Raw genomic sequence first — 25,949 nt, forward strand, 5'->3', positions numbered from 1 at the left:
CCGTAATTTTCGTAAAATTTAACCGTCGTCACATTATATTTCAGAATGGATTGGCAGGCTTCGTTGACATTATGCCGCGTATTTAACCACCACGGTATGCTTTGAAAACAGCCAGACGACGTTTTTAATGATTGACTTGGGGCTGGCTAACCAATCGGTGGCAGTTTGTTGAATGTAAACGCAAACATTTGATAACAAAATGTTAAACCTATAGTCATCTTTGCTAAGCCGCGGTATGGTATGGCATGCAAATCGTCCCTTGGACGAATGAATACAGTTTGTTGGCTGAGGTACACCCGATAAAAAGGAAATAACATGTCTCAACAACCCACCGCCAAATACCGTAATGATTACCGAGCACCGGATTTTACCATCACGGACATTAATCTTGAGTTTAATCTTGATCCGAACAATACCCTTGTCACCGCAGTAAGCCAGGTAAAGCGTCTGAATGAGCAAGCGACGGAACTGGTTTTAGATGGCGATGACCTTACCTTGGTACGCCTCGATATTAATGGTGACCCTTGGACTGCATATAGTGAAGAACCGGGTAAATTAATTATCCGTGATGTGCCTGCCGCGTTTACCTTGACCATTCAAACGCAACTAGATCCGGAAAACAACACGGCACTAGAAGGCTTATATATTTCTGGGGGGGCGTATTGTACCCAGTGTGAAGCGGAAGGATTCCGCCGAATCACCTATTATCTTGACCGTCCTGATGTACTCGCACGTTTCACGACGAAGGTAATTGCCGATAAAGCACAGTATCCATACTTGCTCAGCAATGGGAATAAAATTGCCTCAGGCGAGCTTGGTGAAGGCCGTCATTGGGTCGAGTGGCATGACCCTTATGCCAAGCCGAGCTATTTGTTTGCCTTAGTGGGCGGTGACTTTGATGTATTGCGTGATACCTTTGTAACGCGCTCAGGTCGCGATGTGGCGTTAGAAATCTTTGTTGATAAAGGCAACTTAGATCGTGCCGATCATGCAATGGTATCGCTTAAAAATGCGATGAAATGGGACGAAACCCGTTTCGGCCTGGAATACGATCTGGATATTTATATGATCGTTGCCGTCGACTTTTTCAATATGGGTGCCATGGAGAATAAAGGTCTCAATATCTTTAACTCCAAATATGTACTGGCCAACTCTGACACTGCGACTGACACCGATTATCTTGGTATTGAGGCGGTGATTGGGCATGAGTACTTCCATAACTGGACCGGGAACCGTGTGACATGTCGTGATTGGTTTCAGCTTAGTCTCAAAGAGGGCTTGACGGTATTCCGTGATCAAGAATTTTCTTCTGACTTAGGGTCACGTTCAGTTAACCGGATCAGCAATGCGCGCATCATGCGCGGCCCACAATTTGCTGAAGACGCCAGCCCGATGTCGCATCCGATCCGCCCAGAAAAAGTGATTGAGATGAATAACTTTTACACCCTGACTGTGTATGAAAAGGGCAGTGAAGTGATTCGCATGATGCACACTATTCTTGGGGAGTCGGTTTTCCAGAAAGGCGTGACGCTTTACCTTGAGCGTCATGATGGCACCGCCTCGACATGTGATGATTTTGTGCAAGCGATGGAAGATGCGTCGGATATCGATTTGACTCAATTCCGCCGCTGGTACAGCCAATCAGGCACGCCCGTGCTGACAGTGTCTTCTACGTATGATGCGGCCACTAAGCAACTTGCGCTCCATGTGGCGCAACACACTCCTGCGACCGCTGATCAGGAAGAGAAAGCGCCGCTTTATATTCCACTTGATATCGAAATGTATCGCCATGACGGCAGTGTTATTGAGTTACAGCGTCACGAAAAGCCCGTGTCGAATGTATTGGCAGTGACGGAAGCAGAACAAACCTACATCTTTGATGGGGTTGATGAGCAGCCCGTCTTATCACTGTTACGCGAGTTTTCTGCGCCTGTGAAGCTTGAGTATGATTATCAAGACGATGAACTGGCCTTTTTACTGCAACACGCGCGTAACGACTTTGCCCGTTGGGATGCAGGCCAGAGTCTACTGGCCAAGCATATTAAAGCGAACGTCGCACGGGTACAAAACGAACAGCCCATTGATGTCCCCTTGCCGGTGATTGACGCATTTCGTGGTGTACTACTCAGTGACAATACCGATCCGGCACTGATTGCTGAAATACTAAACTTGCCCTCTGAAACCGAAGTGGCGGGCTGGTTTGAGACCGTCGACGTGGACGCGATTCATCAAGTCATGTCGGCGTTTAAACAGCAGTTTGCCGATCATATGAAGGATGAGTGTGAAACTGTGTATCGTCGATATGCTCAACCTGATTATCAAATCACTCATAAAGCTATCGGTGAGCGCGCGCTGCGAAATGCGTGTTTGAGTTATTTGGCCCATACTGAAAATGGTAACACTCATGTTGAACGGCATTATCATGAGGCTAATAACATGACCGACACTATGGCTGCACTGAATGCCGCAAACACGGCACAGTTACCATGTCGTGAGCCACTTATGAAAGACTTCAGTGATAAGTGGGAGCATGACGGCTTGGTGATGGATAAGTGGTTTATGCTGCAAGGGGCGAATCCGGCTGATAATGCGCTAGAGGAAGTAAAAGCACAGATGTCACACCCGGCCTTTACGTTAAAGAACCCGAACCGGATACGCAGTTTGATTGGTGCCTTTTGTAACCGAAACCCTGCACGTTTTCACGCTGTAGATGGTGCGGGTTATCGCTTCTTAAAAGAGATCTTGGTGACGTTAAACCAATCGAACCCGCAAGTGGCATCGCGTTTGATCGACCCTATGTTGAAGCTGGCGTACTACGATCAGGATCGCCAGCAACAAATGCGTCACGTGCTGCAAGAGTTGGCAGATATGGATAACTTGGCCAACGATTTGTATGAAAAAGTGGAGAAAACACTTGAGCAGTAACCCATAATCTGGGGTAAGATCAACGCTATCAAGTAAATGGATCAAGCCGTCCTGGTTGGGCGGCTTTTTTAGCGGGTGTAAGTTGGCCATGGAGTACTTTTTTAGCGTTTATATCGCTTATTCCGAATATCAGCACTATTACAGTGGTGCGGCTGCCAACGTTGTGGTCATGACTGACCAAGGGCTTCGTCTTCAGATCCCGGCATCTCGCTTTCGGCCTTTTCTTTCTCAGCTAGGGATAAGAGGGCGTTTTAAACTCACCACAGATACCCACCATCGATTCCAATCTTTAATGCGGGTTGCCTAGTTGCTTATAGGCAATGTGCTTCGCCCATTCATCGATTAAATAGCCACACCAGTCACATTCTGGCGAAATTCGCGTAAATCCAGCCGTTTACCTATAACGTTTTTATGAGCCAAGCCTTACACTAGGCAGTACGTTTGTTAACGTAATGTTTACCTCTGAATACTCACAACGATAATGTTCTAAAAGGACAACGGAGCTCCAGAATGACCTCGCGTGACCCTATAGTACCTGTGTTACTTGAGAAAGTTTATCAACTGATTGCAGATAAGCTTGATGATACTCAACAACCACTTGTCGATGCGTTAGCCAAAAGGATATTGGGTCAAATTTCTGATGATGATTTGCAGGAACGCAATGAGTCAGATCTCTACGGTGCGGTAATGAGTTTATGGCACCATCTCAACACATTTGAACAAGATAAAGTGTTTGTTAAAGTCTTTAATCCTAGCCTGAGTGGTAATGGATGGCAGTCGACCCATACGATTGTCGAGATCTTAGCGCCAGATGCTCCTTTCCTCGTGGATTCTGTTCGCATGGCCCTTAATCGCTTGGGGATCACCACACACCTCATGCTTAATAGCCCCATCAAAGCACAGAAAAACGACCAAGGTGCTATGGTGGAAATTGGCGGTGAAAATGGCCAGTTCCAAAGTACCTTCCATATTGAAATCGACAAGATGTCGAATGACTCTGAGATGGCGGATCTAGAGGCTGAGCTGTCTGAAACGCTGACCGATGTCGTAATGGTCGTTAACGATTGGAAACCGATGCGTGAGCAAATGCTTGAGCTGGTGGCATCGCTGAAAGACACCCAGTTACCGATTGACGATGAGCGTCGCCAGGAAGCCATTGAATTTCTTAGCTGGATCACAGACAACAACTTTACCTTTATGGGCTACAAGTGCTTTGACTTGGTCCCCGTCGAAGGGGATTACGAGCTGAGAGCAAACAGTGATTGCGATGCGCTCGGCTTAGCGAAGAAACACAAGTCACCGACTGTATTACGTTTGTCAGAAATGCCAGAATCAGCCCGCGCTGAAGCGCTAAAAAAAGAGCTGTTAGTGCTGACCAAAAGTAACGCAAAATCCCGTGTGCATCGTCCTGCTTATGTGGATTACATAGGGATCAAAAAGTTTGATGCGCAGGGCAATGTGATTGGTGAGCACCGTTTTACAGGGCTGTATGCCTCGTCGGCGTATAACCAATCGACTGCAAGCATCCCGGTACTGCGTAACAAAGTGCGTCGTATTTTGGATAACAGTGGTTTTTACCGTGAGTCTCACTCATGGAAAGCTCTGGCGAATATTTTAGAAAACTATCCACGTGATGAACTGTTCCAAGCCACAGAAGAAGAAATGCGTGATGTTGGAATGGGCGTGGTGCAGATGCAAGATCGTGACATGCTGCGCGTGTTTGTTCGTCGCGATCCGTTTGGGCGCTTTTTCTCGTGCATGGTATACATCACTCGAGAACGCTATAACACCGAGTTCCGTCGTCAAACCCAGCGTATTCTGCAGCAATACTTTGGTTCAGATAAGACGGTTGAATTTACCACTTTCTTCTCGGAAAGCCCGCTTGCGCGTACGCACTACATTGTCCGAGTTGAGAATAACAACTTCGATATTGATGTGAAAAAAATCGAACATAACCTGACTGAAGCCGCATCCTCATGGGATGATCGTCTGCAAGAAGCGGTGATTGCAAACTTTGGTGAAAACCGAGGGACGCCTATTGCCAAGCGTTATTTGCGTGCATTTCCTCGTTCGTACAAAGAAGCCATGTTACCAGGATCTGCCGTGGCTGATATTGAGCGACTCGAAGGGCTCAGTGATGATAACAAGCTAGATATGCTGTTATATCGCCCACAAGAGGTTAGCCACCAATCGAATGCCATTAGCCTAAAATTGTTCCAAAAAGGTGAGCCCATTCATCTGTCTGATGTCATGCCTATGCTGGAAAATCTCGGGCTAAGAGTGATTGGCGAGTCACCGTATGAAGTAGAAACGAGTCAAGGTGATGTTTACTGGATCCTCGATTTCTCAATGTTGCATAGCGCAGGCACTGCGTTTGATCTTGGGAATGCACGTGATCGCTTTCAACATGCTTTTGCTGATATTTGGCATGGCCGCCTTGATAGTGATGGCTTTAATCGGCTGGTACTGAACGCGGGTCTTTCGGGGAGAGAAGTTACTATATTACGTGCTTACGCCCGCTATATGCGCCAAATTGGCTTCCCGTTTAGCCAAACATATATCGAAGAGACGCTGGCCTCGCATCCGCATTTAGCGGGTGTCTTGATCACGCTCTTTAATACGCGTTTCGATCCTGCGGGCAAGCGGACTCAACGTGCACAAGATGCCATCATTAACGACATTGAAGAAGCGCTGGATAATGTCGAGAGCTTAGATGATGACCGAATCATCCGCCGTTATATGGAAATCATTCTTGCGACTACGCGAACTAACTTCTTCCAAAAAGATCCGGATAACGATCAAGACAAGCCTTACTTGTCATTAAAACTGCAAGCGTCTGATATTCCAGATATGCCCAAACCGGTTCCGGCATTCGAAATCTTTGTTTATTCGCCAGATGTTGAAGGGGTCCACTTACGTGGCGGAAAAGTCGCGCGTGGTGGACTGCGTTGGTCAGATCGTCAAGAAGATTTCCGAACGGAGGTGCTTGGCCTGGTTAAAGCGCAGCAGGTAAAAAACACGGTGATTGTTCCGGTTGGAGCCAAAGGTGGGTTTGTCTGTAAGCGTCAGTATCAATTGTCAGGTCGGGATGCTATTTTTGCAGAAGGCAAGCGCTGCTACCGTCTCTTTATTCAAGGGCTGCTCGATATTACCGATAACATTGTTGAGGGGACACTGACCCCGCCGCAACACGTGGTACGTCACGATGAAGACGATGCTTACTTGGTGGTCGCCGCGGACAAGGGTACCGCTACCTTCTCCGATCTGGCGAACAGTGTCTCAGCACAATACAACTTCTGGTTAGGCGATGCCTTTGCCTCGGGTGGTTCTAATGGCTATGACCACAAAAAAATGGGGATCACCGCTGCGGGGGGATGGGAGTCCGTTAAACGCCACTTTCGTGAAGTGGATATTGATTGCCAAACCACTGACTTCACCTGTGTGGGTATTGGCGATATGGGGGGCGACGTATTTGGCAACGGCATGCTGCTATCTAAGCATATTCGCTTAGTGGCCGCATTTAACCACATGCACATCTTTATTGACCCAGATCCAGATGCAGAGAAAAGCTGGAAAGAGCGTCAACGTCTCTTTAATCTACCTCGTTCTACGTGGGAAGACTATGACAGCAAATTGATCGCTAAAGGCGGGGGAGTCTTCTCTCGTCGTGCGAAGTCAATTACCTTAACGCCAGAAATCCAAAAACTACTCGGTACGCGTAAACAATCGATGGCGCCTAACGATCTGATTAAACAGATTTTAAAGGCGAAAGTGGATCTCCTCTGGAACGGTGGCATCGGGACTTATGTGAAATCGTCTGACGAAACGCATACCTCTGTCGGGGATCGTGCTAATGATGGTTTACGTGTTAATGGCAATGAAATTGGCGCTCGCATTATTGGTGAGGGCGGTAATTTAGGCATGACACAGCTAGGGCGAATCGAGTATGCGCTCAAAGGTGGCCGAGTCAACACGGACTTTATTGATAATGTCGGTGGGGTCGATTGTTCCGATAATGAGGTAAACATCAAGATCTTGCTCAATGGCTTAGTCGCTGCTGGCGATCTGACCATGAAGAAGCGCAATGAGCTGTTGGAGCGGATGGAAGACGAAGTGTCGGACATCGTGCTTGAAGACGCTTATTGTCAGAGTGAATCGATCTCAGTGACCCATAACCAGCAAGCAGCCTTGTTAAAGGAACAGATCCGGTTTATTCATTATTTAGAAAAAGAGGGTAAATTAGATCGTGCACTCGAATATCTTCCCGATGATGAAACCTTGTCTGAGCGTAATTTACGAGGCACTGGATTAACTCGTCCTGAAATCGCGGTGCTGGTGGCTTACGGAAAAATGGTGCTCAAAGAACAGCTGGTTGTTGATGAAGTGACTCAGGATGCTCACTTTGGACAGTTACTCCCGAGTTATTTCCCCAAAGAGTTACAGCGTCACTATCGTCAAGAGATGGAATCGCATCCATTACGTGGAGAGATCATCGCAACCGCGCTCGCCAATCAAATGTCGAATGACATGGGCTTTAATTTTGTGACGCGTATGCAAGATGAAACCGGGGCCAGTGTCAGTGACATTGCTAAGTCTTATGCGATAGCACGAGATGTGTTTGGCTTTGAACAATTGTTTGAGGATGTGCGGACACTGGATAACCAGGTGAGTGCAACCGTCCAATACGATATTTTGTTCCGTTGCCGTCGGATGTTACGTCGTGCGACACGCTGGATGCTACGTAATAAACGCAAAGGAGAAAGCATTGAGGCGCAAGTGGCCTTTTATCGTCCTGCGTTGCAGAACTTGGTCGAGCATTTAGATCAATACTTGGTAGAAAGTGAGATTAAAGAACATGATGAGCAAGCGAATAAGCTACGCCAATCAGGTGTCTCAGACGCGGTAGCGAATAAAGTGTGTCGTTTGACCAGTGTATTCTCTGGTTTAGATCTCGCACAAGTATCTGAACAGCTTGATAAACCTTTCGATCTGGTGGCGCGCTTGTACTATGTGCTTGGTGACAGCCTGTCATTGCACTGGTTCTTAAAGCAAATCAATAATCAACCCGTCGATAATCACTGGCAAGCGCTAGCACGTGCATCGTTCCGTGAAGATCTTGACTGGCAACAACGTTTATTGACCGCGCGGATTGTCTCAGAAATGGATCCTGGCCAGAATGCTGAAACAGGGTTAGCCCAGTGGATGGATGACCATGTTGTGATCTTAGGTCGCTGGCAGAGTATTGTTGATGAGTTCAAAGTTGGCACTGTGCATGAGTTTGCCAAGTTCTCCGTCGCACTGCGTGAGTTGTCGTTGTTAAATTTGAATTGAATTACGACGCTAATGACGTAATAATCTAGCCCCGTTTATTACGGGGCTTTTTATTAGGAGGGATCATGCTTTACCGCCTCGCCAGACCGGCCATTTTTCAGTTAGATCCAGAAAAAGCACACGATTTAACGATCAACACGCTCTCCCGTTTTCATCACACACCACTTCGTTTCTTTTACTCTCAGCACCTTCCTCCTCGTCCTGTAACGGTGATGGGACTGAATTTTAATAATCCTGTTGGATTAGCCGCAGGGCTAGATAAAAATGGTGAATGCATAGAAGCGTTTGGTGCCATGGGGTTCGGTTTTGTTGAAGTAGGCACGGTCACCCCACGTTCTCAGCCAGGCAACGACAAACCTCGGCTCTTTCGTGTTAAGGCCGCCGAAGGCATTATCAATCGGATGGGCTTTAATAACCAGGGGGTGGATGCGCTCGTTGAGAATGTTAAAAAGGCGAAAAACTTTCATGGTATTCTCGGTATCAATATTGGCAAGAATAAAGATACGCCTATTGAGCAGGGCACTGATGATTATATTGCCTGTATGCAAAAGGTATATCAGCATGCCGATTATATTGCCGTGAATATTTCATCGCCTAATACCCCAGGGCTACGTAGCCTGCAGTATGGCGATATGCTGGACGAACTATTAAAGGCGTTGAAAGCTGAACAAACACTGCTCGCAGACATGCATGGCAAATATGTTCCTCTCGCGGTAAAGATAGCGCCTGATTTGAGTGAAGATGAAATTCAGCAAGTAGCTGATACCTTAGTTAGACAACAAATTGATGGTGTGATTGCGACAAATACGACGCTTGATCGTTCGTTGGTCGATGGTATGCCACATTATCGTGAATCGGGTGGGCTAAGTGGTCGTCCGGTTCAACTGAAAAGCACGGAAGTGATCCGTCAACTTCATCATGCACTCCATGGCGCGATGCCCATTATTGGCGTAGGGGGGATTGATTCAGTGACAGCGGCACGTGAAAAGTTGGAAGCGGGCGCCGATCTTGTTCAGATATACTCAGGACTCATCTACCAAGGGCCAGGGCTCGTCAAACAGATCGTGAGACATGTTTAACGAAAAAATAAAGTTTTAGGGCATAAAAGGGGGAGGTTTCTTCCCCTTTTTTTTTATCCTCAGCCCATTACACTTCAGGCAATGGCAATCATGACATCGCCACACACCCCAGTTAGTGAGTCACCGCGGGAGCTGAAGTATGTTAAAACCTAATAATGCATGGAGATGGTATTTCGATGATGCGTCGACATCACTAATGCTAGATTTAGGTGATGACATGGTTTTTCGCGTGGCGATTAATGCCAAACATCTCATCCCTGATGCGTTCTCAGCATCCCCATTTTCAGTTGAGGACGCATCGCTTTTTCAGCGCATGGCAGAGCCTCTGTCGTGCCTTTCGCTTTCCGGCCCTCGACAGGCCGAACTTGGTTTGAACGCAGTGGCAGCTTATCGCTTCCACAAACCTATTCTACCGAAGAGCTGGTTTTTTGAGACGCAACAAGAAACGATTGCTGCACCCGAATGGGGGCAAATCGTCGAGCTCACCAGCCAAACAGGAGATAGGGCGCCATTTATCATCATAGAAAACGCCGGCTCGGCCTCGCTTTGCATGCTTGCACGAGAGGCTGATTTTGAGCTGAGCGCAAATAAAAAGATGGCGTTTTGTGGTGCGATAAAAGTAATGAACGACCGGCTATCGCAACCGATACCTCAAACAAATAGCCAAAAAGGTCGCTTTGCGTTAGTGGGCTGAGTGGTTATCACTTAGCCCACAATCTTTTTCATACTCAAACCAAATTCACGTCCCTGACTTTCTGTTCATTCCCACATTTTTAGACGTTCAATGTTTCTTATACCAAACAGATGAGCATAAAACCTGTGATCTGCATTCATATTTAGGCTGAAAATCATCCACTAAAAATGACTCATTTTCAGCATTTCTGCTGATATTCACACCCTGAAACCACCAATCCCTGCCATGTTTTTCCCATTTTAACCCCAAGCATCTCTTTATATAACTCTTCTGGAATAGACCAGATTGGTGGTTTTTTATTGGTGATTAATAGGAATCAATGGTGTGGTTTTATTTCTATACGGTCAGTATTTACGGTGGTGATATCCCAAGTGAATACTTACCACTTAATGGTTTTTAGAACAAAGTATCCCTATGGAAAAGGCTTGAGGTGAGTCCGTTTCTTTGTGGAAACAAATGGTGAGCCGTTTTGGGGTGATGAGATTCCTGGGGGAAACAGTGTGTCTGAGGGATTGATTCTTGATGGAAACAGAAAGGCGGTGGTTTATTCACCATTCAACGGAGATTGTTACGCCTAGGGTCAACGAGTGACGCAAGATTGATGTATAATCGCGGCCATCACGACAACCACGCCCAGAGGGTGTAGAGACTTAATGAAACACTATCTCGCAATAACCGCTCGAGGCCTCGAGCATCTGTTGGCTCAGGAGCTTGAGCAGCTTGGCGTATCAAACCTCAAGCAAGTCCATGCCGGTGTAAAATTTAAAGCCGATGATCCGACACTGTATCAATGCTGTCTGTGGAGTCGGATTGCATCCCGCTTTGTCCTCGTGCTAGGTGAATTCGCGGTGCGTGATGATATGGATCTATACCTTGGCGCTACGGCGATTAATTGGCCTGACTATTTTCACTCTAGCCAGCGTATTGCTGTTGATTTTAACGGTACTAACCGTGAAATTCGTAATAGCCAATATGGTGCGTTGAAAGTCAAAGATGCCATTGTCGATAAATTTGAAAAAGCAAATTTACCGCGTCCAAGCATTGATCGTGAGCAGCCAGATTTACGCATTCATATGCGATTATCGAAAGACCAAGGGTTACTTGGCATTGATATGGTGGGTAGCGGTTTGCACCAGCGTGGTTATCGTACCCAAGCTGGGGCGGCACCATTACGTGAGACGCATGCAGCGGCCCTTGTCGCACGCAGTGGTTGGCAGGCAGACCAGCCCATGATGGACATTATGTGTGGGTCAGGAACACTGGTAATAGAAGCGGCGATGATGGCAGCGAAAGTCGCCCCTGGATTGAAGCGTAAACGATGGGGGTTTGAATCGTTGCTTGGCTTTGATAGCGAAGCCTTTAAAGCGATTAAGGCAGAAGCCAGCGTCAAAGCAAAACGGGGAGTCAGCCAATGTCAGACTCGGTTTTACGGAGTCGATAACGATGCGCGTATGGTCGAAACGGCGCGTGCAAACGCCCGACGCGCCGGTGTCGGCGATCTGATTCAGCTTGATGTAGCGGATGCTACTCACATCACACCTCCAGAAGGGTTCACTGGGGGTCATATTGTGTCTAACCCTCCTTATGGCGAGCGTCTAGGTACGACGCCAGGTCTTATCGCGTTGTACACTCAATTAGGTGACCACCTTAAGCAATCCTTTGCAGGGAACACGGTTTCTTTATATTCCGGCTCAGAAGAGTTGCTCAGTTGTTTACGGATGCGCGCTGACGATAAATTTAAGTTGCAAAATGGTGCGCTCGATTGTGTGATGAAAACCTATGCCATCACTGCACGGGGCGAGAAGGCGACCAGCGATAGTCCAACCGTCGATGTTGCTCCAGACTTTGCTAATCGCCTGCGCAAGAATATGAGCAAACTTGATAAGTGGGCGAAAAAAGAAGGGATAGAGTGCTATCGACTCTACGATGCGGATCTGCCTGATTATAAAGCAGCGATTGATCGTTATCGTGACTTTTTAGTGATCCAAGAATATGCCGCACCTAAGACGATTGAACCAGAGAAAGCACGTCGCCGCTTGTTAGATATGGTTCGCGCATCAATAGCGGTAACGGGTGTCGATGCCAATAAAGTGGTACTCAAAACCCGCGAGAAACAAAAAGGCAATAATCAGTATCAAAAATTGGCGGGGGCTGCCCGTACAATGACGATTGATGAATACGGCGTCGCACTTGAGGTTAACCTCTACGATTACCTAGATACCGGCTTGTTCCTGGATCATCGCTATACGCGTCGCCTTATCGGAGAAAAAGCGTCAGGGAAAGATGTGCTCAACCTGTTTGCCTACACAGGGAGTGCTTCTGTTCATGCTGCGGTAGGTGGCGCACGATCGACGACGACCGTTGATATGTCTAAAACCTATTTAGCATGGGCTGAGCGCAATATGAAGCTCAATGGCATTGTTGGGCGCCAACACCAATTTGAACATGCAGATTGCTTACAATGGATGCAGCAATCCAATCAGAAGTTTGATTTGATCTTTGTGGATCCTCCTACATTCTCAAACTCGAAACGGATGCAGACAACCTTTGATGTTCAGCGTGATCATCTTGATGTTCTACTCGCATTGAAAGCACTGCTACGTCCTGAGGGAGAAATTATATTCTCCAACAACAAGCGACATTTCAAAATGGATCTTGACGGTTTGGCGGCGGCTGGCCTCCAAGCTGAAAACATTAGCAAACGCTCGATTCCAGAAGACTTTGCCCGTAATCCACACATTCATAATTGCTGGATTATTCGTCACCAAGGTGTGACGTCATGACGTTAGTGTTGTTTAGCACTGAAGGGTGCCATCTTTGTGAGCAAGCTTGGTCGCTCTATCAATCACTCGGTTATCAAACGCCACTTGAGACCCAAGATATTGCCTTTGACGATATGCTGTTTGAGCGTTACGGCGTCACTATTCCTGTGATTGCTATACGCAGTCAAACCGGAAACGTTAGCGCAGAATTAGGCTGGCCGTTTGATCACACACAATTACAAACTTGGTTAACGCAACATGGCATTAATTAAAATTACCGCCGCTCAGCTGGCGTATGGCGACAATCCATTATTGGATAAAACGGACTTTATTCTCCAGCCAGGCGAGCGCGTCTGTTTGGTTGGACGTAACGGAGCCGGCAAGTCCACCTTAATGAAGGTACTTGATGGCCAAGTACAACTCGATGATGGCAGTATTCAAAGCCAGTCGGAGCTGAAAGTCTCTCGGCTTGAACAAGATCCTCCTCGGGATAGCGACGGTTCTGTCTTTGACTATGTTGCGGAAGGACTCGCAGAGGCAGGCGATAAGCTCAAGCAGTACCATCAATTGATCGCCAAGATCGAAACCGATCCGAGTGATCGAAACATTGCAGAGCTAGCCAATGTACAAGAAGCCCTTGATCACGCGGATGCTTGGCGCTTTGATAACCAGATTATGGTGGTATTAGGTGCGCTGGGTCTTGACGGGGATACGGCACTAAATGCTTTATCCGGTGGCTGGCAGCGTAAAGCCGCGCTAGCACGTGCATTGGTCTGTGAGCCAGACGTATTGCTGCTTGATGAGCCAACCAACCATCTCGACGTCTCTACTATTCTATGGTTAGAGCAGTTCTTGAAAGACTTCAGAGGTGCAATTGTCTTTATCTCGCATGACCGCGCCTTTATTGGTGCAATGGCAACACGAATTGTAGATTTAGATCGCGGTAAGCTGACATCCTGGCCAGGTAACTATCAGGCTTACTTAGACGGTAAGGAAGAAGCGCTACGCGTTGAGGCAGAACAAAACGCCGAATTTGATAAAAAACTGGCTCAGGAAGAATCATGGATTCGCCAAGGGATTAAAGCACGCCGTACCCGTAACGAGGGGCGTGTTCGCGCACTTAAAGCCTTACGGCAAGAACGTAAGAGCCGTGTTGAGTTACAGGGTAACGCTAACCTGCAACTGGATGATGCAGCTCGTTCCGGAAAAATTGTATTTGAAGCGGAAAACATTGCATTCACTTACCAAGATACACCGTTAATCAAACCATTTAGCTTTACCGTGATGCGTGGCGACCGTATTGCACTTATCGGCCCGAACGGTTGCGGCAAGAGTACACTGTTAAAGTTAATGTTAGAGACATTGACGCCGGACAGTGGTTATCTACATGTGGGGACTAAGCTTGATGTTGCCTATTTTGACCAATATCGAGAGAAGCTAGATCCTGAGAAAACCGTGATTGATAACCTTGCGGGTGGGAAAACGGAAGTGGAAGTAGGGGGGCGTAAACGACATGTAATGGGCTATTTACAAGATTTCTTATTCCATCCTCGTCGCGCACAAACCCCTGTAAAAGCGTTATCCGGCGGTGAAAAAAACCGGTTACTACTCGCTAAGTTGTTTCTTAAGCCAGCAAACTTATTGGTGCTTGATGAGCCAACCAACGATCTAGATATTGAAACGCTTGAGCTATTAGAAGATTTGCTCTCCCAGTTCCAAGGGACATTGTTATTGGTAAGTCATGATCGCCACTTTGTTGATAATACGGTGACACATAGTTGGATTTTTGAAGGTGATGGTACGATCAATAAGTTTGTTGGCGGTTATCACGATGCGCAGCAGCAACGTGATCAATACCTGAAAGCGATCACGGCAAATGAGAAACCCCATTCAAAATCAAACAATGGCCATACCGATACGGAACAAAAGACGGCAAAACCGAAAAGTAAGCCACGGAAGTTATCGTATAAGTTGCAGCGAGAGCTAGAAGGCCTGCCCGCGCGGCTTGAAGCGCTAGAAAGCGAAGTTGAATCATTGCAGTCAGAGATGAGCGATCCTGATTTTTTCTCAAAAAGTCAGGATGTTACGCAACCTAAACTGGATAGATTAGCCGATGTTGAACAAGAACTTGAGCAAGCCTTTGAACGCTGGGAAGAATTAGAGGCGATGCAACAAGAGGGGTAGTGATCTTGTCACTTCATGAGTGGGTTTGACTCACATTTTGTTTAGCTGTTGCTCGATATTGCTTGCTTAAAAAATAATCATAGCCGAAGCTGTAGAAGATGCTTCATAAAAACGTCATGGACGGGAGCATCTTTGCGAATGGCAATATTAGCATTGAACAAGATGGAAAAGAGGGCGACTCTATGAAAAGACAGAAGCGAGATCGTTTGGAACGCGCACAGTCTAAAGGCTTTCAAGCAGGAATAAACGGTCGATCGTCTGAACTATGTCCTTACCAACAAACGGATGCAAGAAGCTACTGGCTTGGCGGATGGCGCGAAGGCAGAACCAGTAAATCAGAGATGATGAAGTAATCCATTTCCACAGTGTTTCGGCCTTATTATATCGATAAGGCCTTTTTTTAATAACCCCTAATGCACTATAACTTTATATATGAGTGCAAATAAAACAATCTACCTATCAATGAGTATTGAACTCCTAGCTAACTGTCATCTAAAGTCAATTAATGTAGGAAGAGGGGTGAAGTGATTTTTTCTGGTGGGAAAAATAAAACCGGCGAGGAAAGATCGCCGGTTTTGTCGAGGGAAGCTAGAATGCAGATGTGTCTTGAAATAGACCCACTTTCAGATCTTTAGCAACGTAAATTTCTTTATCATCAACGTAAACATGGCCATCACCGACACCCATTACAAGCTTACGGTTAATGACACGCTTCATATGAATTTCATAGCGAACACGTTTAGCTGTTGGTAATACTTGACCTGTAAATTTCACTTCACCGACGCCGAGGGCACGACCTTTGCCTTCGCCGCCAACCCAGCCTAAGAAAAAGCCAACTAATTGCCACATCGCATCCAGGCCAAGACAGCCAGGCATTACGGGGTCACCAGGAAAGTGGCAGTCGAAAAACCATAGATCGGGATTAATATCCAACTCAGCGATAATTACACCTTTATCAAAGTCGCCACCTTGATCGGCAATATGGGTGATGCGATCCATCATCAGCATGTTCGGTGCTGGAAGCTGTGGACGTCCCGGGCCAAAGAGTTCACCTTGGCTAGATGCAAGTAAATCGTCGCGATTATAGGAATTTTGGCGTTTCATTATATCTAAACTGCTCCTTATTCAATTGCGAGCAGGTTAGCGTACACGTGTACGCCAAACAACTCGGATCAGTACTGGCCAAACCAGTTTTTTAAGCGTTTAAACAAACTGTTGCAGCTTTGTTTTTCATCAGTATGAAAATGATTTATCCGATTAGATATTTTTCTCAACAATGTCTCATCGTCTTCTCCTGAGAATGGGAGACCCGTCACAATGGGCAGCGCTTGTTCGACATCGTCGACGGCCCAAATATGGAACTGACCCGCTTTGATTGCTTCAACGACGTCATTGCGTAGACAAAGTGATGAAAGATTCGTTTTCGGTAATACGACACCTTGTTGCCCGGTGAGGCCTCGATGCGCACAAACTTGATAATAACCTTCAATTTTCTCGTTAATCCCACCAACGGCTTGTACACGGCCAAACTGGTCAACAGCGCCCGTAATGGCGATGGCTTGATTAATCGGTTGTTGAGAGAGTGCGCTGACAAATGCACATAGCTCGGCCAATGAGGCGCTATCTCCATCTACTTCGCTATAGGATTGTTCAAACACAATCGAGGCGGAGTATGGAAGAGGATCATCCAGATTCAGGGCTACGCTTACAAAAGCCTGCATAATCATCATGCCTTTGGCATGAATATTACCGGCTAGCTCTGCTTTACGCTCTACATCGGCAATATCACCGTCTCCGGAGTGCACAACACAGGATATCCGTGCGGGCTCACCATAACTCATCGGGTGACCAGGCACTTCTATGACTGTCAGCCCATTTATTTGCCCAATATGTTCACCGCGTGTATCAATAAAGACTTGTCCTTTATGGATGTCTTCAATGGCACGTTCTGGCAAGTATGCGGCCCGTTGGTAACGACGCATAATTGCGGCATTGATTGCTTCACCATCTAGCATGTCATTAGCTGTCATGAGTGACTCCTCAAGCAGCTGTTGATACCAAATGGGGCTAAGAGGCATACGCAACTGGTCTTCACTTTCTCGCGCGCCGGCTTGCAGTAAACGAACCAACGCGGAATCTGTCATGCTTAATGTTGTGAGTGTGTTGAGTATCCCTTTTAGCCAAGAAAAATAGGGGGTAACATTGCTCTCATTGAGCTCAATATCTTGTTCATATTCGGCATAGGCCGATAATCCGTCATAGAGATCCGGCTCATTGGTTTCAAAGTCCGCAAGCCATTGCCTATCACCCACCAAAACAAGGCGTACATCCAATGACTCATTAGGTAAGTCGGTAATTTGATCGGACCGGGCCGTTTGCCATGCCAGTTTTCCTGTGGCTAAAACCTGCTTGAGGCGAACCCAAACACGTGGCTGCTGAAGTACATCAGCGACTTTCAATATTAATACACCGCCATTGGCTTGGTGAAGTAACCCCAGCTTTTTATATGACGCTGTCACATTTTTATTAGCATCATAAGCAAAGCCAAATAGTGTCGATTCTGTTACCGCATCGCCGATTAAAACGGGTCGGTTTGGGCACTGACTCGCCAACTCAGCCTGATAAGCATTAAGGTATTGCGGTAAATCAGCAGACATCACGGTAAGGCAACGTGTAGGGCACGAAGATGACATAAGCCAAGCTAGCGCGTGGGTTAAGCGAGACTGCAATGACAGTAGTGTGGCCGCCTCTAAGCGATCAAATTGTGCGATGTCTGGGGAAAACTGAGAATAATGTGGTTTGGCATCACGCCAATCAACTTCATGCATGTCTATGATTACTGACTAAGATTAGAATGGACAGAGTATAAAGGATAACACACGACGGTAATAGGATATCGCCTCTAACAAATGGCAAATTGCCAACGGGTAGGGGGTGTCTTTCAAGTGTGTGATAATTGAACAGGCAGCGGGTTAGTGTTACGCTGTCACTATTAGGCGTGACAGAAGCTTGGCATATGAAATATCAACAACTAGAAAATTTAGAAGCAGGTTGGAAATGGGCCTACTTAATTAAAAAATGGAAAGATGGTGACGCTGTCACTAAATACATTGATCGTGACGAGGCAAAAGCCGCTGTCGACACACTGTTAAGCCTGGAGCATGAGCCTACGCGAGTGCATCAATGGATTGATAAGCACATGGCGCCTTCATTAGAGAAAAAACTGAAACAAGCGATTCGTGCCAAGCGAAAGCGCCATTTTAATGCCGAACAAGAGCAAACACGGAAAAAGTCCATCGATTTGGATTATCGCGTATGGGAAAAACTCTCGCAGAAAGCGCATGAACTTGATGCCACTTTGTCCGATACCATTGAGTACTTGTTGTCAGAAGCTAATCGCTCGGAGAGCGCAAATAAACAAGTGAATACGCTAAGGCAAGATCTGAATAACTTGCTGGATATGTAAAACCTTTTGACCGATAAGCGAGCACTGTAGTTATGGGTTATTTTTTACTGATTTCTTTTGCCATTTTTCTCGCATTTATGTTGATCGACCGACCATTATTGGTCATTGCATTTAAAGATGGTCAGTTAGTGCGTCACAAAGGAAAAGTCCCGAAAGGTTTTTTACACGATTGCCAAGAGATTGCTAAGCGCCATCCGTTCACGGGCACCGTGAAAGTATATAGTAATCGTTTTAAGCCTGCGAAAGTTGTGTTGTCGCGTAGCATCGACAACCGTATTCAACAGCGCATAAAAAACGTGTTCCCACACCAGTCATTCAAATAATGTCGGTTGCTCGGTCGACCACGATACCTATTGGCTAAGGCAGAAGTGCCATACTGGCTTGGCCGACCCAATAAACGTCGATGTGGAATATGTTGGCTGCATGACCAAATGACCCAATAGTACTTATAGACACCAGTGCGCATTATATATATTATGTTAAATTACGTGTTGGGCAGTAACAACGATAGCCTATTCTTTGCATTAGTTTGCGCAGTTGGGTTTGTGATTGAACGTAATTAGCTATTTACCATAAAATAGCTAATTACTACTTCTTTTAATCGTCATTACCCCAACTCGTTTGGTCTAAGTCGATTTAACTCAGTGGTAATTAGTAGATAGATCGACAGGCTGATGTGTATAAAGCACAGCGTTAAGGCTCGCTGCGCGTATCGGCTTCGTTACAAAATCATCCATCCCTGCACGGACACAGCGCTGTCTGTCTTCGTCCATCGCATTCGCAGTTAAAGCGATAATCGGTTTTTTAAAACCTGATGCACGAAGCGCTTTGGTTGCGGCGATGCCATCCATTACTGGCATCGACATGTCCATCAGTACAAGATCAAATTCAGTATGTTTAACATTTTCGAGTGCTTCTTCGCCGTTTGAAGCTAACACAACCGTGTGGCCTTGTTTTTCAAGCATCAATCGCACAACCATCTGATTAGCCCGACTGTCTTCCGCCACTAAAATTGACATAGGTTGCACAGTTTCTACTGATACAGGCGTCTGAGATTGATGTCTCTCGGCATCTTGAGGTGTGGCAACTATCGGCAGACGGACGTAAAAGTCGGTACCTTTATGAAGTTCGCTCTCTACTTCAATACTTCCACCCATCATTTCAACGAGTTTTTGACAAATGGATAAGCCCAGGCCTGTGCCACCAAATCGGCGTGTAATACTGCCGTCAGCTTGGGTAAAAGGTTCGAAAATTCGTCCAATTTGATGCTCATCAATACCAATTCCCGAGTCATTAACCCTTAGCATGAGCACGTCGCCTTCCGTATAGAGTGACACTGTCACTCCGCCATAATCGGTGAATTTAAGGGCATTGGCTACGAGGTTAAGCAAAACTTGCGTAAATCGATTTTCGTCCATAAAAAGTGTTTCAGGGACTGACGGTGAGACTGAGGCTGACAAATAAATACGTTTTTTATCCGCTCTCTCAATTAACTGTTGATAGACGTTAGTGACACTGTCACTAGGTTTCATCAACGATGGAGAGAGAGAAAAACGGTTTGACTCGATTTTCGATAGATCAAGCACATCGCTGATTAAGGTCAATAGGAGCTGAGCGGATTTATCCATTTGCCCTACCCACTCTTTTTGTTCTGTGCTTAACCTCGAATGCTGTAGTGCATCAATTAGCCCTAATACAGCGTTGAGTGGCGTCCGTATCTCGTGGCTCATTACTGCCAGAAACTGCGACTTTGCGTTATTCGCTAATTCAGCTTGCTGACGTGCTTGTTGCAGTTCCACAACGCGGCGTTTGGTCGCGGTTATATCTTTAGCCGTCCCGCGATAACCCGCTAATTCTCCCCGTTTGTTATAACAGGGCCTACCTGACAGGCTAACCCAGTAATCATGGGCGCGAGATGTTATATGCCACTCGATATCACTGAATGCTTGCTCGTGATCGATGAATTGCTCAAGTTTGGCTTTGAGTTGTGAGTCGGATTTGATTTTCGTGAGTAAGGCTTCTGCATCAATATCGGCATCCGTATTGGGTGATGACAGGTAAGTCAGTTGAAACTGATTATCAAGCTCCCAAAACCAGTCACTGGCCGTTTGTGCAAAATCTTGGAAGCGCTGACGGCTAGCATTTAGTTCTTGGGTTCGGCTACTAACAAGTGTATGTAAGCGATGTCGATAGTCGATGTCCATAATGGTACGTTCGATCAATGGGCGAAAACGGTCAATCACCTGTTGCGCTTCATTATTAAACGAGTCACGTCGATGTGAGAGTAATATCAGCATGACTTCGCTATCGTTTACCGTTAAACCGCTGATCAGGGCGGTTCCTTGTTGGTAACTGGCATATTGATGCGTTAGACAATGGAGCTCTTTAACCATGTCTGGCTTATAAATGGCAACAGTCTCTCCTTTTACACAACGACGAAAAACGTCTCCCGTTTGCCATGTCACGTTCTCTAGCAGACGGTCGGTGGAGACTAAACACCGAAAAGCATCTTCCGTTTCGCGATTGCGGCTGAGTGTCACGGCACTATCGAAATTAACGTAGCGGTGGATAACGTCGAGCAGCGACGCAAATATATCAGTCTTTGACGTCGCCTCAGCCATGGCAGAGATCGCCGACAAAATCGCATCATTCTCTTCTCTTAAGCGTTTTTCTCTTGCTTCAACACGACTGAGTTCAAATAAGGTTTCCTGTAGAGACTCAGCGTCTGAGCGTTCAGATGCCGATAGGCGTTTCGACGTCATGATTAATCCTTATGAAATAACACAGCCGAGATCATTAAATTACCGTGAGAGAGCTCCCCTCCTTTGAATAAACCTTGCTCACCAAAAGTAAAAGGGCAAACAAAAGGCGCGTTATACAGGGCCATATTTATGTTATCAGCCACCTCATCTAAACGGTCTTTGACATGCAACATACATCCTGCGCAATAAATCGCTAGCCCGCCTAACGGCTCTGGCTTGTACAATGCGTGATCATTGGCGGATTCCACGACACGGCTAGCGCGTGAGATCAACCCTTCACTGGTGCCTGACATTAAATAAACAGACTGGCCAACTTCAAGCTGAGAAAATAGCGCCATATGACCTTGCTCATTAATAAACATCGGATGTGACAAGGTATAATATGGCAAACCATGTATGGTCCCCGTTTGGGTACCGAGTGGATAGAGGGTCGATTGAGAAAACAGTGACTCTTCGCTATTAAACACTAATCCGGTTTCTGACTCATACCATTCTCTGTAAACGTCTGCAGCGGGTCGGTGGTTCAAACTGACTAATGTTCGACCTCGGACATCGGTGACCGTTGCGCGCTTTTTTGTCGCAGCATACCCTGAGTGGAATGAGTAACTCACACGAGCGGTAGGATAAAACACGCTAATCGCTATTCCAGACTGTGCGGTAGTGTGATTGTCAAAAATCGCCCACGGCCCACCAACAGTATCCGCCGCCGCAGAGCCACCGATCACGGGGACAGATACGCCCAACTCCTCACGGATAGCCGCTAATGTAGCCTCCTCATCGCCTGGCGTACTATGCAATGCGATCAATTTAGGTAATTCACCACACCGTCCACTTTCTTTGATAGCCTGACTCAATGCGGTGCGAGCGGAATCTCGTACATGACGGTGAGCTTGATGTGTGACTAAGGAGGTACCGTATCCTCCCTTTTTATCACTGCAAGCCCACGCCGCCGCGGTGGGTCCACGGGTATAACCGCGTTGGGTCATTATTCCACCGCACGTGGAGCAGCCGATTAATTGCACGCCCGGAAAAAGTGTGCACAAGGTGTGTTGCAGTAACTGGGCATCGTAGTGCTCTGTAAAATAGATCATTAAAAGCTTAGGCGTACTAAGGCGTGCTTTAATCATGCGAGCCAGGGTGTACGCTGCGTCTACTGCATCATCAGCTTGAGTTCGTGCTGTCGCTATTTTCATATTAACCGTTACAGGGGGAATTAGAACTAATCACACTGTTAATGATACAGATATCAAGCAATGAATTCATTGAGCTAGATGGCTGAAATAACATTCAAACTCACGTATCCTACTAGGCCATTTATATCCGATAGAGCGTCCAACATGGATTGTCGACCCGTCGCGCTATTAGGTGGTGCCTGCACTTTAGGCGCCACCATTGCTTATCAACTTGCCGCCAAGGGATACTCCCCTATTATTATCGACCAAGAGCAAGACGCTGCATTTGACATCGTTGCGGATGATCCTAGAGTTCGATTTAAAGCGCTCCCCAACCTTACCGTCTGTTCACTTCAAACCATCTTGAAGCAAAGTGTTTCACAACTTGCTCCAGTGACAGGCGTCGTCCTGATTTCTCCGCGCGGTAAACAATATATACAGCTTTTAGGATACCAAGAGTTAGATCTTTTTTGTCAGAAAGGCGCAGCTTGTGTGGCGGTATGTCCACAAGAAGCGCCTATTACGCATACACACAATGACATAAAGGATACAAGCTCTCTGCAACGGTTTAACAGTATTAGTTTCAGGTTGGATCACAGTATTAACACAGATGATGAAACATTATCGGACCGTAAAAAATGCGAAATTTTATCACCACTGGTCTGCTTTCTTCTGGAAAATGAGTCAAAATTCATTAATAAACAAGTTTTTAGTGTCGAAATTTAAAAATTAAAAGATGCTTACTTTAATAAATAAGCATCTTCTTTATTAAAAGCCTGCTAGCGTTAGAAATAAGCTTTAAATCGTACTTTTTTATTTGGTTTTAGGGTAACTAAATTTATATTGATACTGATCAAAGACAACATTGAAAACATCCGATTTTTTGGGGGCATTTTGACGTGCCCATCGCCATGTTGTTTTATAGGCGTCTTCCTGTTCTTCTTGGCTTCGACTCAGTTCAAGTGCTTGTTTTCCTTCCTTCTCCCAATAAGCTGAGTGTTGCTTATCTTTTGAAAATAAAGAAAATTCTATGTTTTTTTCAGTGATTGTCCACTCAAATTCTATTGTTTCCTGAGAATGTGACGTGCCACAAAAACCACTGACTCCATCGCAGTCTATAATCGTCAATCCTGGCGTATAAATGAGTGTTCGCCAGAAGAAGGCAATCACTAAAAGTGTAAGCATAACGATGATTTGCGCTAATCGCCCTCGAGTCAGTTTTTCTGCTGCCATTGATTGCTTTCTCCGTGTTACAGAGGTCAAAGTTTTATAAGAAAGGCGGGTAAGCCGCACTAAGTGTGTGGGTTAGGCCCTGTTTTTTAACCAGTATCTACAGTATGATTCTGGTCGAAAATGCCATTTTTACAAAGAAATAGCAACGGAGTGTATAAAGCGGTTAAAAACCGTACGCGACGGGGTGTTTTCTTCAAAATGGTATGTTACTAGACGAAGCGGAGGCTTTGTCCGTATCAAATGTGAGTGTAGTTAACTAAAAGTGGAAGCATGCAATATGAGCCAAGTTAAGCAGCTTGAACAAGACTACAACTACCGCGTTGTCCGCTTATTTACCCTAACAACCATTTTGTGGGGTATCGTGGGCATGGCTGTAGGTGTACTTATTGCCGCTCAGTTGGTGTGGCCTGCACTGAACTTTGATATTCCGTATTTGACATACAGTCGTTTGCGTCCACTGCATACTAACGCAGTGATCTTTGCATTCGGTACTAGTGCTTTGTTTGCAACCTCTTACTATGTTGCACAACGTACATGTCAGGCACGGTTGTTCGGAGGGAAGTTAGCAGAGTTCACCTTCTGGGGTTGGCAAGCCATTATCCTGTCTGCAGCAATTTCGCTGCCAATGGGGTATACCTCATCTAAAGAGTACGCTGAACTAGAGTGGCCAATCGATATCGCTATCGCGGTGGTATGGGTCGCCTACGCTATCGTGTTCTTTGGTACGCTAATTAAGCGTAAAACATCGCATATTTACGTTGCGAATTGGTTCTTCGGTGCCTTTATTCTGACCATCGCTGTTTTACATATCGTCAACAGTATGGCAATCCCTGTTTCACCGATGAAATCTTACTCCATTTACGCCGGTGCGGTTGATGCAATGGTGCAATGGTGGTATGGGCACAATGCGGTTGGGTTCCTACTCACTGCCGGTTTCCTTGGTATGATGTACTATTTCGTACCTAAGCAAGCGGGCCGTCCTGTTTACTCCTATCGCTTGTCTATTGTCCACTTCTGGGCACTGATCTCCTTGTATATCTGGGCGGGTCCTCACCACTTACACTATACCGCCCTACCTGATTGGACTCAGTCTGTCGGTATGGTGATGTCGTTGATCTTATTTGCTCCTTCTTGGGGGGGATGATTAACGGTATAATGACCCTGTCGGGGGCATGGCATAAACTACGTTATGATCCTATTTTGCGCTTCTTAATCGTTTCTCTATCGTTCTACGGTATGTCGACGTTTGAAGGCCCAATGATGTCGATTAAAACGGTTAATGCTTTGTCCCATTATACCGACTGGACGATCGGTCACGTGCACTCAGGTGCATTAGGCTGGGTTGCCATGGTATCTATTGGCTCTATCTATCACCTGATTCCAAAACTGTTTGGGCAAGAACGCATGTACTCAGTCTCGCTGGTTAACGTGCACTTCTGGCTAGCGACAATCGGAACGGTGCTCTACATCGTCGCGATGTGGATCTCTGGTGTCATGCAAGGCCTGATGTGGCGTGCAGTGAATACTGACGGCACATTGACATACAGCTTTGTGGAGTCATTAGAAGCCTCCTACCCGTTCTACTTCGTCCGCTTTATTGGCGGAGCGATTTTCCTATCAGGCATGTTCTTGATGGCTTACAACGCATACAAAACTATTCGTGCGCCTGAAGCCAGCTTGAAATCGCTTGAGCCTGCGGTGTAAGGAGGACGATTAAATGAGTTCAAATCGCCACGAAATAGTAGAAAAAAATACGGGCTTGCTTGCGATCTTAATCATCGTAGCCATCAGTTTCGGTGCATTAGTGGAGATCACGCCACTGATTTATCAAGAGCAAACCACTGAACCAGTTGATAACCTTCGCCCGTATACAGCGTTAGAGTTGGAAGGGCGAGACATCTATATTCGTGAAGGATGTAACGTCTGCCACAGCCAGATGGTTCGCCCGTTCCGTGCTGAAACAGAGCGTTACGGCCATTATGGCGTCGCGGGTGAAAGCGTATGGGAACACCCTTTTCTTTGGGGTTCTAAGCGTACAGGGCCTGACCTATTACGTGTAGGTCAACGTTATTCTGATGAATGGCACCGTGTTCACCTGATTAATCCGAGAGATGTGGTCCCAGAGTCGAATATGCCTGGCTTCCCTTGGCTAGCAGAGAACACGCTAGATGGGGAAACGACGGCAGCGAAGTTACAAGTGTTCCGAGATCAATTTGGTGTGCCTTACACCGATGAGGACATTGAGAACGCGAAAGCTGCTGTCAAAGGTAAAACGGAGATCGAAGCACTCATTGCTTATCTTCAGTCACTCGGTCATGCAATGAAGTAATAAGGAGGGCCT

General features: G+C 46.3%; 18 protein-coding genes and 1 pseudogene. 14 read left to right on the forward strand and 5 right to left on the reverse strand.

Going from position 1 to position 25,949, the window contains the following annotated elements; genetic code table 11:
- Positions 1–315 precede the first annotated feature (315 nt).
- From pepN to rmf, 9 genes are all read left to right on the forward strand, one after another.
- Positions 316–2,925 carry an aminopeptidase N gene (gene pepN / locus BUQ98_RS04395; protein WP_074212670.1) on the forward strand — a complete coding sequence of 870 codons (2,610 nt, stop codon included), beginning with the start codon at positions 316–318 and terminating at the stop codon, positions 2,923–2,925.
- An 88-nt stretch (positions 2,926–3,013) separates the two neighbouring features.
- Positions 3,014–3,232 carry a DUF2835 domain-containing protein gene (locus tag BUQ98_RS04400; RefSeq protein ID WP_074212671.1) on the forward strand — a complete coding sequence of 73 codons (219 nt, stop codon included), beginning with the start codon at positions 3,014–3,016 and terminating at the stop codon, positions 3,230–3,232.
- Positions 3,233–3,435: 203 nt separating this feature from the next.
- Positions 3,436–8,256 carry an NAD-glutamate dehydrogenase gene (locus BUQ98_RS04405; RefSeq protein WP_074212672.1) on the forward strand — a complete coding sequence of 1,607 codons (4,821 nt, stop codon included), beginning with the start codon at positions 3,436–3,438 and terminating at the stop codon, positions 8,254–8,256.
- Between the two features lie 65 nt (positions 8,257–8,321).
- Complete coding sequence (gene pyrD / locus BUQ98_RS04410; RefSeq protein ID WP_074212673.1) at positions 8,322–9,335, forward strand: quinone-dependent dihydroorotate dehydrogenase; 1,014 nt, start codon at positions 8,322–8,324, stop codon at positions 9,333–9,335.
- A 139-nt stretch (positions 9,336–9,474) separates the two neighbouring features.
- Positions 9,475–10,029, forward strand: a complete 555-nt coding sequence (locus BUQ98_RS04415; protein ID WP_074212674.1) for a cell division protein ZapC — start codon at positions 9,475–9,477, stop codon at positions 10,027–10,029.
- 653 nt (positions 10,030–10,682) lie between these two features.
- The gene (gene rlmKL, locus BUQ98_RS04420) at positions 10,683–12,812 is read left to right on the forward strand and encodes a bifunctional 23S rRNA (guanine(2069)-N(7))-methyltransferase RlmK/23S rRNA (guanine(2445)-N(2))-methyltransferase RlmL (protein WP_074212675.1); all 2,130 of its coding nucleotides are present in this window, start codon (positions 10,683–10,685) and stop codon (positions 12,810–12,812) included.
- The gene (locus BUQ98_RS04425) at positions 12,809–13,063 is read left to right on the forward strand and encodes a glutaredoxin family protein (RefSeq protein ID WP_074212676.1); all 255 of its coding nucleotides are present in this window, start codon (positions 12,809–12,811) and stop codon (positions 13,061–13,063) included. The genes rlmKL and BUQ98_RS04425 overlap by 4 nt, the downstream gene beginning before the upstream one ends.
- Positions 13,050–14,975: an ATP-binding cassette ATPase Uup gene (locus BUQ98_RS04430; RefSeq protein ID WP_074212677.1), complete on the forward strand. Its 1,926-nt coding sequence runs from the start codon at positions 13,050–13,052 to the stop codon at positions 14,973–14,975. The genes BUQ98_RS04425 and BUQ98_RS04430 overlap by 14 nt, the downstream gene beginning before the upstream one ends.
- A gap of 182 nt (positions 14,976–15,157) precedes the next feature.
- Complete coding sequence (gene rmf / locus BUQ98_RS04435) at positions 15,158–15,328, forward strand: ribosome modulation factor (protein WP_074213579.1); 171 nt, start codon at positions 15,158–15,160, stop codon at positions 15,326–15,328.
- Between the two features lie 235 nt (positions 15,329–15,563).
- On the opposite strand, the gene fabA is transcribed toward rmf, so the two are convergent.
- Both fabA and BUQ98_RS04445 read right to left on the reverse strand, forming a co-directional pair.
- Positions 15,564–16,079 (reverse strand): bifunctional 3-hydroxydecanoyl-ACP dehydratase/trans-2-decenoyl-ACP isomerase, encoded by a 516-nt coding sequence (gene fabA, locus BUQ98_RS04440; RefSeq protein ID WP_074212678.1) that lies wholly within the window; start codon positions 16,077–16,079, stop codon positions 15,564–15,566.
- 68 nt (positions 16,080–16,147) lie between these two features.
- Positions 16,148–17,803 (reverse strand): AAA family ATPase, encoded by a 1,656-nt coding sequence (locus BUQ98_RS04445; RefSeq protein ID WP_074212679.1) that lies wholly within the window; start codon positions 17,801–17,803, stop codon positions 16,148–16,150.
- Positions 17,804–17,991: 188 nt separating this feature from the next.
- Here BUQ98_RS04445 and matP point away from each other — a divergent pair, with 188 nt between their 5' ends.
- The gene (gene matP, locus BUQ98_RS04450) at positions 17,992–18,441 is read left to right on the forward strand and encodes a macrodomain Ter protein MatP (protein ID WP_074212680.1); all 450 of its coding nucleotides are present in this window, start codon (positions 17,992–17,994) and stop codon (positions 18,439–18,441) included.
- A gap of 32 nt (positions 18,442–18,473) precedes the next feature.
- The gene (locus BUQ98_RS04455) at positions 18,474–18,764 is read left to right on the forward strand and encodes a DUF3634 family protein (protein WP_074212681.1); all 291 of its coding nucleotides are present in this window, start codon (positions 18,474–18,476) and stop codon (positions 18,762–18,764) included.
- 318 nt (positions 18,765–19,082) lie between these two features.
- Here the strand turns inward: BUQ98_RS04455 and BUQ98_RS04460 are convergent, their stop codons facing one another.
- Both BUQ98_RS04460 and BUQ98_RS04465 read right to left on the reverse strand, forming a co-directional pair.
- The gene (locus tag BUQ98_RS04460) at positions 19,083–21,203 is read right to left on the reverse strand and encodes an ATP-binding protein (RefSeq protein ID WP_074212682.1); all 2,121 of its coding nucleotides are present in this window, start codon (positions 21,201–21,203) and stop codon (positions 19,083–19,085) included.
- 2 nt (positions 21,204–21,205) lie between these two features.
- Positions 21,206–22,396: an FIST signal transduction protein gene (locus BUQ98_RS04465; protein ID WP_074212683.1), complete on the reverse strand. Its 1,191-nt coding sequence runs from the start codon at positions 22,394–22,396 to the stop codon at positions 21,206–21,208.
- Between the two features lie 144 nt (positions 22,397–22,540).
- Here BUQ98_RS04465 and BUQ98_RS04470 point away from each other — a divergent pair, with 144 nt between their 5' ends.
- Positions 22,541–23,101, forward strand: coding sequence for a Rossmann-fold NAD(P)-binding domain-containing protein (locus tag BUQ98_RS04470; RefSeq protein WP_074212684.1), 561 nt, complete (start codon positions 22,541–22,543; stop codon positions 23,099–23,101).
- An 87-nt stretch (positions 23,102–23,188) separates the two neighbouring features.
- Here BUQ98_RS04470 and BUQ98_RS04475 read toward each other — a convergent pair whose 3' ends face one another.
- Positions 23,189–23,608, reverse strand: a complete 420-nt coding sequence (locus BUQ98_RS04475) for a hypothetical protein (RefSeq protein WP_074212685.1) — start codon at positions 23,606–23,608, stop codon at positions 23,189–23,191.
- A 277-nt stretch (positions 23,609–23,885) separates the two neighbouring features.
- Here BUQ98_RS04475 and ccoN point away from each other — a divergent pair.
- Together ccoN and ccoO are read left to right on the forward strand one after the other, a co-directional pair.
- A pseudogene (gene ccoN / locus BUQ98_RS04480) lies at positions 23,886–25,312 on the forward strand (cytochrome-c oxidase, cbb3-type subunit I).
- Positions 25,313–25,325: 13 nt separating this feature from the next.
- On the forward strand, positions 25,326–25,937 hold the full coding sequence (gene ccoO, locus BUQ98_RS04485) for a cytochrome-c oxidase, cbb3-type subunit II (protein ID WP_074212686.1): 612 nt from the start codon (positions 25,326–25,328) through the stop codon (positions 25,935–25,937).
- Positions 25,938–25,949 lie beyond the last annotated feature (12 nt).

Origin of the sequence: Salinivibrio sp. ES.052 (genome assembly GCF_900141775.1) — a bacterium.
Taxonomy (GTDB): Bacteria; Pseudomonadota; Gammaproteobacteria; order Enterobacterales; family Vibrionaceae; genus Salinivibrio.